The organism is Rhizobium rhododendri, from assembly GCF_007000325.2.
In the GTDB taxonomy this organism is placed as follows: Bacteria; Pseudomonadota; Alphaproteobacteria; order Rhizobiales; family Rhizobiaceae; genus Rhizobium; species Rhizobium rhododendri.
Genome location: NZ_CP117268.1, coordinates 421,589 through 435,070 on the forward strand (window position 1 = coordinate 421,589; position 13,482 = coordinate 435,070).

Annotated in this window: 9 protein-coding genes; 8 read left to right on the plus strand and 1 reads right to left on the minus strand. The window is 61.8% G+C overall.

Annotated elements, in window-relative coordinates; genetic code table 11:
* Window positions 1-39 precede the first annotated feature (39 nt).
* The 8 genes from pxpB (at window position 40) to PR018_RS19750 (ending at window position 11,833) form a co-directional block, all read left to right on the plus strand.
* Window positions 40-1,641 (plus strand): 5-oxoprolinase subunit PxpB, encoded by a 1,602-nt coding sequence (gene pxpB, locus PR018_RS19715; RefSeq protein ID WP_202617184.1) that lies wholly within the window; start codon window positions 40-42, stop codon window positions 1,639-1,641.
* On the plus strand, window positions 1,641-3,419 hold the full coding sequence (locus PR018_RS19720; RefSeq protein WP_142831707.1) for an acetyl/propionyl/methylcrotonyl-CoA carboxylase subunit alpha: 1,779 nt from the start codon (window positions 1,641-1,643) through the stop codon (window positions 3,417-3,419). The genes pxpB and PR018_RS19720 overlap by 1 nt, the downstream gene beginning before the upstream one ends.
* Entirely contained in the window at window positions 3,416-5,236 is a 1,821-nt protein-coding gene (locus tag PR018_RS19725; RefSeq protein ID WP_142831706.1) for an ABC transporter ATP-binding protein, read from the plus strand. The genes PR018_RS19720 and PR018_RS19725 overlap by 4 nt, the downstream gene beginning before the upstream one ends.
* A 40-nt stretch (window positions 5,237-5,276) precedes the next feature.
* Window positions 5,277-6,812, plus strand: coding sequence for an ABC transporter substrate-binding protein (locus PR018_RS19730; RefSeq protein ID WP_142831705.1), 1,536 nt, complete (start codon window positions 5,277-5,279; stop codon window positions 6,810-6,812).
* A gap of 118 nt (window positions 6,813-6,930) precedes the next feature.
* Window positions 6,931-7,854 (plus strand): ABC transporter permease, encoded by a 924-nt coding sequence (locus tag PR018_RS19735; protein ID WP_142831704.1) that lies wholly within the window; start codon window positions 6,931-6,933, stop codon window positions 7,852-7,854.
* Between the two features lie 3 nt (window positions 7,855-7,857).
* Window positions 7,858-8,706, plus strand: a complete 849-nt coding sequence (locus PR018_RS19740; protein WP_142831703.1) for an ABC transporter permease — start codon at window positions 7,858-7,860, stop codon at window positions 8,704-8,706.
* 4 nt (window positions 8,707-8,710) lie between these two features.
* Window positions 8,711-10,438: a M14 family metallopeptidase gene (locus PR018_RS19745; protein ID WP_142831702.1), complete on the plus strand. Its 1,728-nt coding sequence runs from the start codon at window positions 8,711-8,713 to the stop codon at window positions 10,436-10,438.
* Between the two features lie 288 nt (window positions 10,439-10,726).
* Window positions 10,727-11,833, plus strand: coding sequence for a branched-chain amino acid ABC transporter substrate-binding protein (locus PR018_RS19750; RefSeq protein ID WP_142831701.1), 1,107 nt, complete (start codon window positions 10,727-10,729; stop codon window positions 11,831-11,833).
* A 148-nt stretch (window positions 11,834-11,981) separates the two neighbouring features.
* On the opposite strand, the gene PR018_RS19755 is transcribed toward PR018_RS19750, so the two are convergent.
* The gene (locus tag PR018_RS19755) at window positions 11,982-12,845 is read right to left on the minus strand and encodes a MurR/RpiR family transcriptional regulator (RefSeq protein WP_142831700.1); all 864 of its coding nucleotides are present in this window, start codon (window positions 12,843-12,845) and stop codon (window positions 11,982-11,984) included.
* Between the last annotated feature and the right edge of the window lie 637 nt (window positions 12,846-13,482).

Here is a 13,482-nt window from a genome sequence, read left to right on the forward strand (position 1 = left end):
GCGGATCCCCAGAAAGCCTGCGATGCACAGATTTTGCCCATGCGGGCCGATTGCGTACTTGTCGAACTCGTCGATCTGGAAGCGGCACTGGACCTTTACGATGCTCTTCTGCGCCGCAATCTTTTGGGGATTCGCGAACTCATTCCGGCGGCGCGCACGCTAATGATCGAGTTCGATCCGTCGGTTCTCTCCACCGCGATGCTGAATGCTGCAATCGCCGACCTGGACCTGTCGAGGACCGGGCCCGCCTTGGGTCCGTTATTGGAAATCCCGGTTTGTTACGAGGGTGAAGACCTGCCGGAAGTCGCCGCCCTGCTGGGCATGACTCCGCAGGAGGTGGTCCGGTTGCATACCGGACATGACTATCTGGTTGCCTTCACCGGTTTTGCGCCGGGCTTTGCCTATCTCACCCAGGGCGACGAGCGCCTTAGCGTGCCGCGCAGGCAATCGCCGCGTACGCTGGTTCCCGCCGGTTCCGTAGGCCTCGCAGGCGCCTTCAGCGGCGTCTATCCCAAGGCGAGCCCAGGCGGCTGGCAACTCATCGGGAGAACCCCTCTCGACATGTTCGACATTGCCCGCGAGCCGGTCTCGCTGCTGCAGCCAGGTCAGCGCGTGCGGTTTTGCGACATGGCAACCGACCACGCCTACACCATTCAGACCAGGTCTTCCGGTCCGTCGTTTGCCACACGCCCCGCAACCGTTCCAACGGATGGCCAGACCGCCATCGAGATCGTCTCCGTCGGACTTCCCGTTCTGTTTCAGGATCTCGGACGTTCGGGGCTGGTACACCAGGGCATCGGCCGCTCCGGTGCCGCCGATCGGAAAAGTTTTGCAGCAGCCAATCGCCTTGTCGGCAATCCGGACAATACGGTCGCGCTGGAAATCCCGCTGGGCGGGCTGTCCTTCCGCATGCACGGCCAAGGCGTCATGGCGATGACAGGCGCGCAGGCAAGGGTCTCCGTCGCGACGGCTGAGGGAGCGGCGATCGAGGCTCCGCATCATTGTGCCTTTGCCGTCGAGGATGGCGACCTGGTGACGCTCGGCATCGCGACGTCCGGCATGCGCAGCTATCTGGCGATCAGAGGCGGCTTCTATGTGGCCCCCGTTCTGAAGAGTTGCGCGACGGACATGCTGGCGCAGATCGGCCCGGAACCGCTGAGGGTCGGGGAGTTCATTTCGATATCCAATGTGCAGGCTGGCTCTCATTCTGCGGTTGCACTCCTCCAGGAGCCGGAATTTGCCATGCCTCGCGCTGGCGAAACGGTCCGCCTCGACGTCGTGCTCGGCCCGCGCACGGACTGGTTCACGCCTGACGCAATCGAAAGCTTCCTCGCGCAGGACTGGACCGTCTCGCTGCAATCGAGCCGCGTCGGCATGCGCCTCGAGGGCGACGCGCTGGAGCGGTCCATCGTCAAGGAACTGCCGAGCGAGGCGACGATCCGCGGCGCCATTCAGGTGCCTGCGAGCGGTCAGCCGGTTCTGTTCCTCGTCGATCATCCGCTGACGGGCGGTTATCCGGTGATTGCCAATATCGCTGGCCATCATCTCGATCTTGCAGGGCAGATCCCAGTCGGTACGCGCATCCGCTTTGTTGCGTCCGCTCCGTTTGCCACGCAGCCCATAGCAGGAAGACAGCAGTGATGAAGAAGGTGTTGATAGCCAACCGCGGCGAGATTGCCGTGCGCCTCATACGGGCCTGCCGCGACTACGGCCTTACCTCGGTTGCCGTTTATGCGGATGTCGATGTCGATGCGCTGTTCGTCGGACTTGCGGACGAGGCCTATGCGCTTCAGGGATCGAGCCCCCGGGACAGCTACCTCGATAGCGAGAAACTGATCGCCATAGCCAGGCGTGCCGGTGCCGATGCGGTGCATCCGGGATACGGTTTTCTGTCGGAAAACGCGCGCTTTGCCGCCGCCGTCATGGCCGCCGGGCTCACCTGGATCGGCCCGGACCCTGATGTCATCGAGGCGCTCGGCGACAAGCTGAAGGCGCGCGACATCGCCCGCTCCGTCGGAGCGCCGCTGGTGGCCGGCAGCGACGGGGCCATTTCCAGTGCTTTCGAGGCACGGGCCTTTGCCCTCCGCTTCGGCCTGCCCATCGCGATAAAGGCCGCCCATGGCGGTGGCGGACGCGGGATCAAGATCGCACGGCATCTTGACGAGGTCGAAGACCTGTTTAATTCGGCGACCCGCGAGGCCGTTGCCGCCTTCGGCCGCGGCGAATGCTATGTCGAACAGTTTCTTGATCGCCCGCGCCATATCGAGGCGCAGGTTTTGGCCGACCGCCACGGAACCGTGCTCGTGGTCGGCACGCGCGATTGCTCGCTCCAGCGCCGCAACCAGAAACTGGTCGAGGAGGCGCCTGCTCCATTCCTCTCCGACGCACAGCGCGATGTCATCCACAAGGCCGCGCGCGATATCTGCCAGGCAGCCCGCTATGTCGGGGCCGGCACGGTGGAATTTCTGCTGAGCGCCGACGGCATCATTTCCTTCCTCGAGGTCAACACGCGCCTGCAGGTGGAACACCCGGTCACCGAGGAGACCACCGGTCTCGATCTCGTTCTCGAACAGTTTCGCATTGCAGAAGGCCAGCCCCTGGAGGTGTCAGAGATGCCGGCGCCGCGGGGCCATGCCATCGAATTTCGCATCAACATCGAGGACCCCGCGCGGGGCTTCCTGCCATTTGCCGGCCGGATCACGCGGTTCGCACCGCCCTCCGGTCCAGGCGTCCGCCTCGACACCGGCGTCTCCAGCGGCGCGGACGTCGCTGCCATGTTCGATTCGCTGGTGGCAAAGCTCATCGTCTGGGCGCCGGATCGTGCGCTGGCGATTGCCCGGGCCCGCCGCGCAATGGCGGAATTTGCGATCGACGGCGTGCCCTCGGTGCTGCCCTTTCACCGCGCCGTTCTGGAGCATCCGGATTTCGCCGGAGCCGATTTCAAAGTGCACACCCGTTGGATTGAGACCGATTTCGCCGGTAATCTGGAAAGCCAGCGCCGTCCAGCGCCCGTCGCTGTTGAGGAAACGCTGAGCGGTCATGTCGAGATCGACGGCAAGCGCGTCGAACTGCGTCTGCCTGCGTCGTTCCTCAGCCTCCTCGGACGCGCACCGGCAAACGGCAAACATCCTGCACCAGACCCGGCGGACAAAACGGCCCTTCTCGCCCCCCTGTCGGGCAACCTCGTCCACTGGACGGTGTCGAGCGGCGAACACGTCGAACAGGGGAGCGTGGTTGCCATGATGGATGCGATGAAGATGGAAACCGCCGTCACTGCGCCATGGTCCGGCATTCTCACCATTGCTGTCGAAGCCGGCTCCTTCCAGCCCGCCGGAACCATCCTCGCGCATATCACGCCGGGCCCGGCCGCAGCTTCATCTCCACCCGATGCCAGCTCCCGGCCGGAGGCGCTGACATGACACCGACCAATGCGGGCCCGCCCCTGATCTCGATCGAAGGACTCAGCGTCGAATTCGGCGGCAACCGTGTCGTCGACAACGTCTCCTTCGCGGTTTCGCCCGGGCGCACCGTGGCTGTGGTCGGTGAATCGGGCTCCGGCAAGTCCGTCACCTCTCTCTCGATCATGCGACTTGCCGACATCATGGGCGCGACGTTTCCCGAAGGCCGCATCCTGTTTGGCGGGCGCGATCTGCTGAAGACGTCCGACAAGGACATGCGGCGCATTCGCGGCAAGGAGATCGCCATGATCTTCCAGGAGCCAATGACCTCGCTGAACCCGGTCTTCACCATCGGCGACCAGATCTGCGAAGTGCTGCTGCTGCATGAAAACATGAGCAAGACGGCAGCCACATCAGAGGCGCGCCGCCTGCTCGATAGGGTCCGGCTGCCCGACTCCAAGCAGATGCTGAAGCGCTATCCACACCAGCTTTCCGGCGGCATGCGGCAGCGGGTGATGATTGCCATGGCGCTCGCCTGCCGCCCGAAACTGCTGATTGCCGACGAGCCGACCACGGCGCTCGATGTCACCATCCAAGCGCAGATCCTCACCATCCTACGCGATCTCCAGTCGGAGCTGGGGATGGGAATGATCTTCATTACCCACGACATGGGCGTGGTGGCCGAGATGGCCGACGACGTCGTCGTCATGTGGAAGGGCAGGAAAGTCGAGGAAGGCCCGGTGGCCGAGATATTCGCCAATCCCAAGCATCCCTACACCCGCGCGCTTCTGGCCGCCGTGCCGCGTCTGGGCAGCATGGCGGGCCAGGATTTCCCCAAGCGCATGCCGTTTACAGTGCTTGAGGACGGCAAGCCCGTTCTCGTCGGCGTTGAGCGCGTGCAGGACACGGCGCGCTACGACGAACCGCCGCTCCTATCGGTCAACGATCTCTCTGTCACCTTCGATATCCGCCGGACGATGCTCGGCAGGGTGACGCATCGGCTGAACGCCGTGTCGAAGGTCAGCTTCGATATCTATCCCGGCGAGACGCTGGCGCTGGTCGGCGAGTCCGGCTCCGGCAAGTCCACCATCGGGCGCACCATCCAGCAGCTGCAGAAAAGCCGCTCTGGCGATATCGCCTTCAATGGCAAATCGTTCGCGAGCATGTCGGCAGCGGAACGCTTTCGCCTGCGAAAGGATGTGCAATATATTTTCCAGGATCCGTTCGCCTCGCTCGATCCGCGCAAGACGGTCGGGTTCTCGATTGCCGAGCCGATCAACACTCACGGGGTGCTGTCCGGCAAGGCCGTGCGCCGGCGGGTGGACGAACTTCTAGAGCGCGTCGGCCTGACATCGACCCATGCGGACCGCTATCCGCACGAGTTCTCCGGTGGCCAGCGCCAGCGTGTCTGCATCGCCCGTGCGCTCGCCTCCGACCCCAAGCTGATCATCGCCGACGAAGCCCTGTCGGCGCTCGACGTGTCGATCCAGGCACAGATCATCGCCCTGTTCATGGACCTGCAGGCCGAGCGGGGCTTGGCCTATCTGTTCATCAGTCACGACATGGCCGTCGTGGAGGAGATCAGCCACCGGGTGGCCGTGCTCTATCTCGGGCAGATCATGGAAATAGGCAGCCGCCGGCAGGTGTTCGAAACGCCGCAGCACGACTACACCCGCCGCCTGCTGTCGGCAGTGCCGGTTGCCGATCCAGGGCGCGGCCGCAGCACCACACTGATCGAGGGAGAAATTCCCAATCCTGTCCACAGGATCGACGAGGAACCCGACATCTTCCGCCACGAGGAAATAAGCCCAGGCCATTTCATCGCGAGACAGGCCTGAAACCTGCGAACAATTGAAAGCATCTGAAGAGGAACAGCATATGCACAGTCTCACGCGCGGCCTGACCGCAACCTTCATGGCCCTTGCCCTTTGCGGAACGGCCTTCTACGCCGCGCCGGCGGCGGCCGCCGGCAAGATGACGATCTCGTCGCCGCAGGATCCGGGCAGCTGGGATCCGATCGATACATTCCTGGTGCAGTGGGCATCGGTCGCCACCAACATCTTCGACGGCCTGACCTATCGCGGCCCCGATCTCAAGGTCGTCCCCGGTCTTGCCGAATCCTGGGAAGAGCTCGACGGCGGAAAGCGCATCCGCTTCAAGCTGCGCCACAACGTGAAATTCCACGATGGCGAAGACTTCAATGCAGAAGCGGTGAAATTCACCTTCGAGCGCCTGCTGGGCGAGCAGGGTGCCAAGGGTCCGCAGCGGTCCAACTACACTTCCATCGACAGCGTCACGGTCGTTGACGACGACACGGTGGACATGAAGCTGAAATCCCCCGATCCGGTGCTGCTGACAAAGCTTGCGGGCTATGGCGCGATGATCGTGCCGCCGAAGTACATCAAGGAAAAGGGCGAGGACAACTTTAATACCCACCCGGTCGGCACCGGCCCGTTCAAGTTCGTCTCCTACCAGCCGAAGGTCAACATAGCACTCGAAGCCAATCCGGACTACTGGGGCGGCGCGCCCAAACTGTCTCAGCTCGAATTCCGCTTCATCTCGGAGCCTGCTACCGCCGTCGCCGAACTGCAGGCCGGCCGCGTCGATCTCGTCATTCCGCCGACCATCCCAGTCGGCATGATCCCGGTGATTTCAGGTGATCCAAAGCTGGAAGTCGTCAGCGTTCCCGGCCCGACCGTCGATGCGCTGCGTTTCAACACCCGTGACGGCATCACCGCCGATCCCAAGGTGCGCAAGGCCATCATCATGGCCGTCGACCGCTCGACCATCGTGAAATCCATTCTGGCCGGCCAGGCCTCGGAGATCGTCAGCTTCCAGAGCTCGCTCTCCTTCGGCTACGACAAGGACCTGAAGGGTCTCCCCTACGATCCGGCCGCCGCTAAAAAGCTCCTTGCAGAGGCTGGCGTGAAGCCGGGTGCCACGCTGCAGATCGATATACGCGGCAATGACACGACAATGAATGAAGTGGCGCAGGTCGTCGCCAGCTACCTGCAGATGGTCGGCATCACCGCCAGCATCAAGCCGTACGAGACCAACGTGCTGCTGAACGATATCATCCCGCAGGGCAAGACCGGCGGCATGTTCCAGCAGAAGTGGGGAGGCTGGACCTTCGATTTCGACAACACGGCCTATGCGATGTACCACTCGGGCGAAAAGTGGAACCCCTACGACAAGGACGCAACCCTCGACAAGCTGCTGGAATCGCAGCGCCCGCTGATCGACAAGGCCGCGCGCGAAAAGATCCTGAAGGAAGTAGCAAACTACGCAGCCGACCGGGCGCTTGAACTGCCGCTCTACAACAGCAAGTCCATCTACGGCATTTCCAAGCGCGTAAAGGGTTTCATTGCACCGCCAGACAACCGCCTGAAACTGACCGACGTCACCGTCGAGTAGTTTGACGCACTGGCAGATGGACATCCTGCAGAAAGATCCATCGGGATCTCGGCAGCGATGTCCAAGTGTCGCCCAGATCCGGGTGGCACCCTGCCGCTTACCATGAAGGACAGAAATCGTGGCCAGTTTCCTTATCAAGCGTGTGCTGCAGGCGATCTTCGTCGTGATTGCCATCACGCTCATCGTCTCCTTCGCCATTCGCCTCTCCGGCGATCCGGCGACGATGATGTTCCAGGGAAGTGGTAGCATGACCGACGAAGATCTGGCACGCATCCGGGCAGCACTCGGCACCGATCAGCCGTTCATCGTCCAGTATCTGAACTTCCTCAAGGGCCTGGTGACGCTCGACTTCGGTCGCAGCTTTACAGGTGGCACGCCGGTCTCGCTTCTGATCGGCAATGCCTTGCCGGCCACGCTGTTGCTTGCCTTCATCACCATGGCCGTCTCGATCGCCTTGTCGATCCCGCTGGGCATCAAGGCGGCCACTGCCAAGGGCAGGGGCGCCGACCAGGCTATCCGGATCTTGTCGTTGATCGGCTTGTCGTTTCCAAACTTCTGGCTGGCGACCATGATGGTCTTGCTGTTTGCCATCACGCTGGGCTGGCTGCCGCCGAGCGGCATGTCGGGGGCCGCAAGCTATGTGATGCCGGCGCTCACCATGAGCATTATCCTCACCGCCACCAATGTGCGTCTTGTGCGCACCTCGATGCTGGAGACGCTGCAGTCGCAATACGTCATGGTGGCGCGGGCCAAGGGCCTCAGCGAAACCAAGGTGCTCTACAAGCACGCGCTGCGCAATTGCGCCATCCCGCTGATCACCTATTTTGGTCTGCAGTTCGGCGGCCTTCTCGGCGGCATCGTCGTCATCGAGCGGGTCTTCAACTGGCCGGGCTTGGGCACGCTGGCTTTCGATGCGGTGTCGGCCCGTGACTACCCGGTCCTGCAGGCCGTGATCACCGTCCTGTCGCTGCTGATCGTGGGCATCAACCTCCTGGTCGATATCGCCTATGGGCTTGTCGATCCGCGCATCCGTACGGAGTAATAGATGGCCACCGCCACATCTCGCCGCTCGCGTTTCGCCAGCCTCGAATTCATTCTCGGCGCCGCACTGACGCTGATCATCTGCGTCTGCGTGCTGTTGTCCGACGTGCTCTTTCCCGGTGGTGCCGACCGCCTCGACCTGATGGCGCGCCTGATGAGGCCCTTTGTCAGCCTGGCCCACCCCTTCGGCACCGATCCGTTGGGGCGCGATGTCCTTGCCCGGGTCGTGGCCGGCGGGAAGATCTCGCTGCTGGTCGGCTTTACCTCAGTCGCCGGCGCCGTCGTCATCGGCGTGGTGATGGGGCTGGTGGCCGGCTATTATCGCGGCTTCTGGGACATGCTCGTTATGCGCTTTGCCGATATCCAGTTGGCCCTGCCGTTCATTCTGCTCGCCATCACCTTCATCGCAATCGTCGGCGGTAGCCTGACCAACACCATCGTCCTTTTGATCGTGTCGCAATGGGTGCAGTATGCCCGGCTGGTGCGCGGCTCCGTGCTGACGTTGCGTGAGCGGGAGTTCATCCTGTCGGCCCGCGCCATCGGGGTCGCCGACTGGCGCATCATCTTCCAGCACCTTTTGCCAAACCTGGTCGGCCCGGTGATCGTGCTCACCACGCTCAATGTTGCCAACAACATTCTTCTGGAAAGCAGCCTGACCTTCCTCGGCCTCGGCGTCGACCCGACCATTCCGAGCTGGGGTGGCATGCTGGCCGACGGACGCACCTATCTGCAGACCGCTTGGTGGGTCAGCGTCTTCCCCGGCCTTGCCATTTTGCTGACGGTGCTTGGCCTCAACCTTCTCGGCGACTGGCTGCGCGACAGCCTGGATCCGACCGGCAGAACCTCGAGGTAGCACCATGACCGAAATTTTTAAGCACAGCATCATGCGCACGCTGGACCGGCTTCCCGCAACCCCCGGCGCCCGCTACGAGGCCTGGACCTTCGACGATGCCAAAAGCCGCAGGGCTGAGGAAGCACGGCTGTCCGCCTTGGGCGTCACCGCGCGCATCCGCAGTGCCTACAAGCCCTTGCTCACATTCTTTCTCGAGGACGTCGATCTTTCCGGCGTCGAGAGCATAGAGATCCGCTACCCCGTGCATCCGGCAGCGCCAGAAAACCGTTTTCGGCTGGAAGCCTATCCGCTGGCGGCGTTGGTCGGGGATGCCAAGATCGATTTCATCCCGAGCACCGACGACACCCTTGCCTACAATGTCACGCTGCTGCGCGCTGGCAAGACGGAAACCCACCGCGTGCTCGCCCCGAACCGCGTCCACCGCGACACCGTGGGAGAAACCAACCTGTCGCCAACCGGCTGGCTGCGTCACGCCGGCACCGACCCGGGAGAGCGGCTGGAGACCGATTACGAGGTACTGTTCGAAGCGGCTGTCGGCGCCGTCACCGGGCATGCTTGGGGGGTGGAAGAGCCCTATTTCGAGGAGCTCAATATCCGCGTCGACCATCCGGCCGAGGACGAGCCGCTCCACATCAGCCACGAGGTTCTGAGCCTTCGCGAAGCGCTGCACGAGGATCTCTATTTTTCCCTGCTGGAGTTCTTTCAGCAGAAGTCCGGCCGCACGCTTGGCGACCGGGGCCTGAAGCCCGGCCAGATCGTCCCTGAAATCGTCAAAAGCAAGGGAGCTATTTCCGTGACGATCTCGACGCGCTCCTTGTCGACGGATTTTCAAGACGGGGCCGATCAGGCGATCGACAGCGCGCGGGAACCACTGGCCGCACGCGAAATCGCCGACCGACTGGAGGCGATTGGAGGGCAGGCGTTTGCGGCACGCGCCCGCTCCGGCCGCGCGGTGTCGGCGCGATATATCCAGGGTCGCGATCTGCCTGTCATGATCAGTGCCGGCCAGCATCCGAACGAGACATCCGGCATCGTCGGCGCGCTGCGCGCAGCCGCGCGGTTGCAGGCGCGTCGAGGTGCCCACTTTACCCTGTCACCTCTCGAAAACCCCGATGGCTACGCGGTGCATCAACGCCTGCGGCACGACAATCCCTGCCACATGCATCACGCTGCCCGCTACACGGCACTCGGTGACGATCTGGAATACCGCACGGTGGAAACCGCCGGCCCCCATCTGAATGAGAAGCAGATCAGGATCCAAGCGCAGGCGCTGAGCAACGCTCAGTTGCATGTCAACCTGCACGGCTATCCGAGCCACGAATGGACAAGGCCGCTCTCCGGCTATGTGCCGCGCGGCTTTGGCATGTGGACACTGCCGAAGGGGTTCTTCCTCATCATGCGCCACCATCCCGAGTGGGAAAAGCGCTCTGAAATTCTGCTGGATCGGGTTACACGCCATCTCGGACAGATCCCAGGCCTACTGGCGTATAACGACCGGCAGATTGCGCTCTACGAGATCCATGCCGGCGAAACCGGCTTTCAGATTATCAACGGCTTTCCCTGCCTGTGCTCGGTCGACGACCGCCACACCGTACCGATGACGCTGATCACCGAATATCCCGACGAAACCATCTATGGTGACGAATTCATCGCCGGCCACACGGCGCAGATGGAAACCGTGCTGTCTTGCTACGATGCCTGGCAAGAGATGGGGGCGGGCGAGACGGTCTGAACGCCTCGTGTGCTCCACGTCCCAAGGCGAAGCTCAGGGATGAAGCTCTCGGCTCCCTAACCGCACTGCCCTCCGGTTGCGCGTCGCATTCCTTCGTAAGCGCTGAATATATGCCATTCATTCGAATGGGTAACTTCTTGCGCAAATCCGACCGGCGCCATAGAACGCGCATGGACGTTTCGAAGCCAAAAATGGCCGCAACGACCGTTCACCGGTCGCTGGCTCCGACGCTCGACGTTTCAGCGCCAGGGCCTCGAACTCGGCAATCATATTCCCAAGGAGAGAGTAATGGGTTTCAAGACTTTGACAGGAGCGACATTCGCCGCTTCGATTGCATTTGCGCCCCTGGCCCACGCAGACGTAACAATTGGACTGATCGCGCCCCTGACCGGCCCCGTCGCCGCCTATGGCGATCAGGTGAAGAACGGTGTTGAAACCGCTATCGAAGAGATCAACAAGACCGGCGGCATTCTGGGCCAGAAAGTCGTGCTGGAAACCGCTGACGACGCGGGCGAACCCAAGCAGGGTGTTTCCGGCGCCAACCAGCTCGTCGGCCAGGATATCCATTTCGTCGTCGGTCCGGTCACATCGGGCGTTGCCATCCCTGCCTCCGACGTCTTCTCCGAAAACGGCGTCCTGATGGTCACGCCGACCGCAACGGCACCCGACTTGACAAAGCGCGGCCTGACGAATGTCCTGCGCACATGCGGACGCGACGACCAGCAAGCCGAAGTTGCAGCTCGTTACGTCCTCAAGAACTTCAGCGGCAAACGGATCGCCATTATCAACGACAAGGGTGCCTATGGCAAAGGTCTGGCGGATGCCTTTAAGGCGACGCTGAATGCGGCCGGCACCAAGGAAGTCATCGATGATGCCATCAATCCGGGCGATAAGGATTTCTCGGCCCTGACCACGCGCCTGAAGTCGGAAAAGATCGACGTGATCTATTTCGGCGGATACCATCCCGAAGGCGGCCTGCTTGTCCGGCAGCTAGCCGATCTGTCGGTCAAGGCAACGCTGATCGGCGGCGACGGCCTTTCCAACACGGAATTTTGGAAGATAGGCACGGAGGCTGCCGCTGGAACGATCTTCACTAATGCGGCGGACGCAATCAGGAGCCCCGATTCAAAGGCCGCATCCGATGCGCTCAAGGCCAAGAACATTCCTGCCGAGGCCTTCACCCTGAACGCCTACGCCGCCGTTCAAGTCCTGAAGGCAGGCATCGAGAAGGCCGGCAGCGCCGAAGACGTCGATGCGGTGTCAAAGGCCATCAAGTCCGGTCAGCCTATCGCGACCGCAATCGGCAATCTGACCTACGGCGAGACAGGCGACCTCACCTCGCAAAGCTTCTCCCTTTACAAGTGGGACGGCGGCAAGATTGTCGCTGCGGAATAAATAAGCGTTGCCGATCGGGCCCCTGCAGGCCCGATCGGTCCTCCTGAACACAATGTTCGACGCCGCGGCGAGAGAGCGTCGGATATCTGAATCAGTTCTGGTCAGGCTGCTCCAGCATGCCGTCAGCGGTCAGTCTACCTTGCCGCTTTCAATCGCCCAGAAGCTGGCGGTCGTCGCCGTCGCGATTGCGCACCAGTTGCTCCTTGATCGCGCGCAGCGACTTCAGGGCCGTGGTCCGGTCGGCATAGGCGACCATGTTTGCCAGGATGTCGATCGCTGCCAGATAGGCATAGCGGGTGGAGGTCGGGCGAAAGATGTTCTTGCCCTCCGGCATTTCGATCGCGATCACCACGTCGGCCGCAGCAGCGACTGGCGAACCGCCCTGCGTCATCGCGATGGTCGGGATCGAGCGCTCCCGCAAAAGCTCCAGACAGCGGACAAGCTCCATGTCTCGACCGGTGAACGACGAGCCGAAAACGACGGTGCCCGGCTGTGCCGAGGCAGAGATCATTTGGTTCATGCCATGGTCGTTGGATGAATGGATGCGGCAGCCGAGACGAAACAGGCGGTTGTGCAATTCGTTGACGATCATAGCCGAATTGCCGCTCGCACCGAAGGCCTGGATGAACTCGGCAGCCTGCAACATCTGAGCCGCCTTCTCGATGGCGGCAAGGTCAAGCTGCCGATGAAGCTCGAACAGCGAATTCTGGGCCTTCGAGACGATATCGTGTGCAACCTCTTCAACGGTCGCCGTCGGTGCATCGGGCTTCAGGTATCGCAAGCCGACATAGGCCATCTTGGCGAGTTGTACCTTGAAGTCGGAATAGCCCTGGCAGCCCAGCCGTCGGCAAAACCGCGTCACGGTCGGTGGTGACACGCCCGCGCGTGCTGCGAGCTCGATGATCGAGAAATTGACGACGGCATCCACATTCTCCAGCGAGAACTTCGCCAGCCTGGCGTCCAGGCCCGAGAGTTTTCCATTTTCATCGGAAAGAGCGTGAAACAGGTCCATTGGGTCTTTTCCTCGAAACGCCACAGGGAAACAGAAGGCATCGATGAAAATCAGTTTCACCGCCGCGAATTTTTCATAGCATGATGTCGGTAGGCATCAATCGAACTCGGCAGCCTGGCGATAATAAACGCAGGCGCCTATCGCCGGCCGTTGCGCGCGTGCATTCCCAGCGTTTGCTGCCGCGGCGTTTTCCGTAGCCGGAACCAGCCGCTTGGGCTCTCAGTGCAGGGGTAGGTCTGCGAAGCGTCCCACGCCCAATCCCCATCCGGCTCCGGCCAGAGCCCAGCCTCGGCTCAGTGATGAAAATTAGATGCTTTAGGCTGGTGGCCTTTTCATTCTCGGTCAATCGGCGCCCTCTTCAACAGACTATCGCGAATGGCAGAACCTGTTGATTCAAAATAGGACGCAGATATCGAAGCGCCATGTCCGTTTCTGCGGCCGCGAGCGCGGTCTGAGAATTTTTCCAAGTTTTCCCCTGTCTAGAAAATAAATTACAGAAATAACCAAAAAATCAGATCGTCAATTGACTTCAAACGGCTTTGACGCATATTGGAGAAAATAAATTACACCGAAACGGTGAGTGGGAATTTTACAGAAAACAGGGAATCCCATGTCCGGGGGCACTTCGATAGTTGCA

Excerpts from the sequence above, each read along its gene's own strand:
- pxpB (WP_202617184.1), top strand. The coding sequence starts at position 40 with ATGCGGGCCGATTGCGTACTTGTCGAACTCGTCGATCTGGAAGCGGCA.
- PR018_RS19720 (WP_142831707.1), top strand. The coding sequence starts at position 1,641 with ATGAAGAAGGTGTTGATAGCCAACCGCGGCGAGATTGCCGTGCGCCTC.
- PR018_RS19725 (WP_142831706.1), top strand. The coding sequence starts at position 3,416 with ATGACACCGACCAATGCGGGCCCGCCCCTGATCTCGATCGAAGGACTC.
- PR018_RS19730 (WP_142831705.1), top strand. The coding sequence starts at position 5,277 with ATGCACAGTCTCACGCGCGGCCTGACCGCAACCTTCATGGCCCTTGCC.
- PR018_RS19740 (WP_142831703.1), top strand. The coding sequence starts at position 7,858 with ATGGCCACCGCCACATCTCGCCGCTCGCGTTTCGCCAGCCTCGAATTC.
- PR018_RS19745 (WP_142831702.1), top strand. The coding sequence starts at position 8,711 with ATGACCGAAATTTTTAAGCACAGCATCATGCGCACGCTGGACCGGCTT.
- PR018_RS19750 (WP_142831701.1), top strand. The coding sequence starts at position 10,727 with ATGGGTTTCAAGACTTTGACAGGAGCGACATTCGCCGCTTCGATTGCA.
- PR018_RS19755 (WP_142831700.1), bottom strand. The coding sequence starts at position 12,845 with ATGGACCTGTTTCACGCTCTTTCCGATGAAAATGGAAAACTCTCGGGC.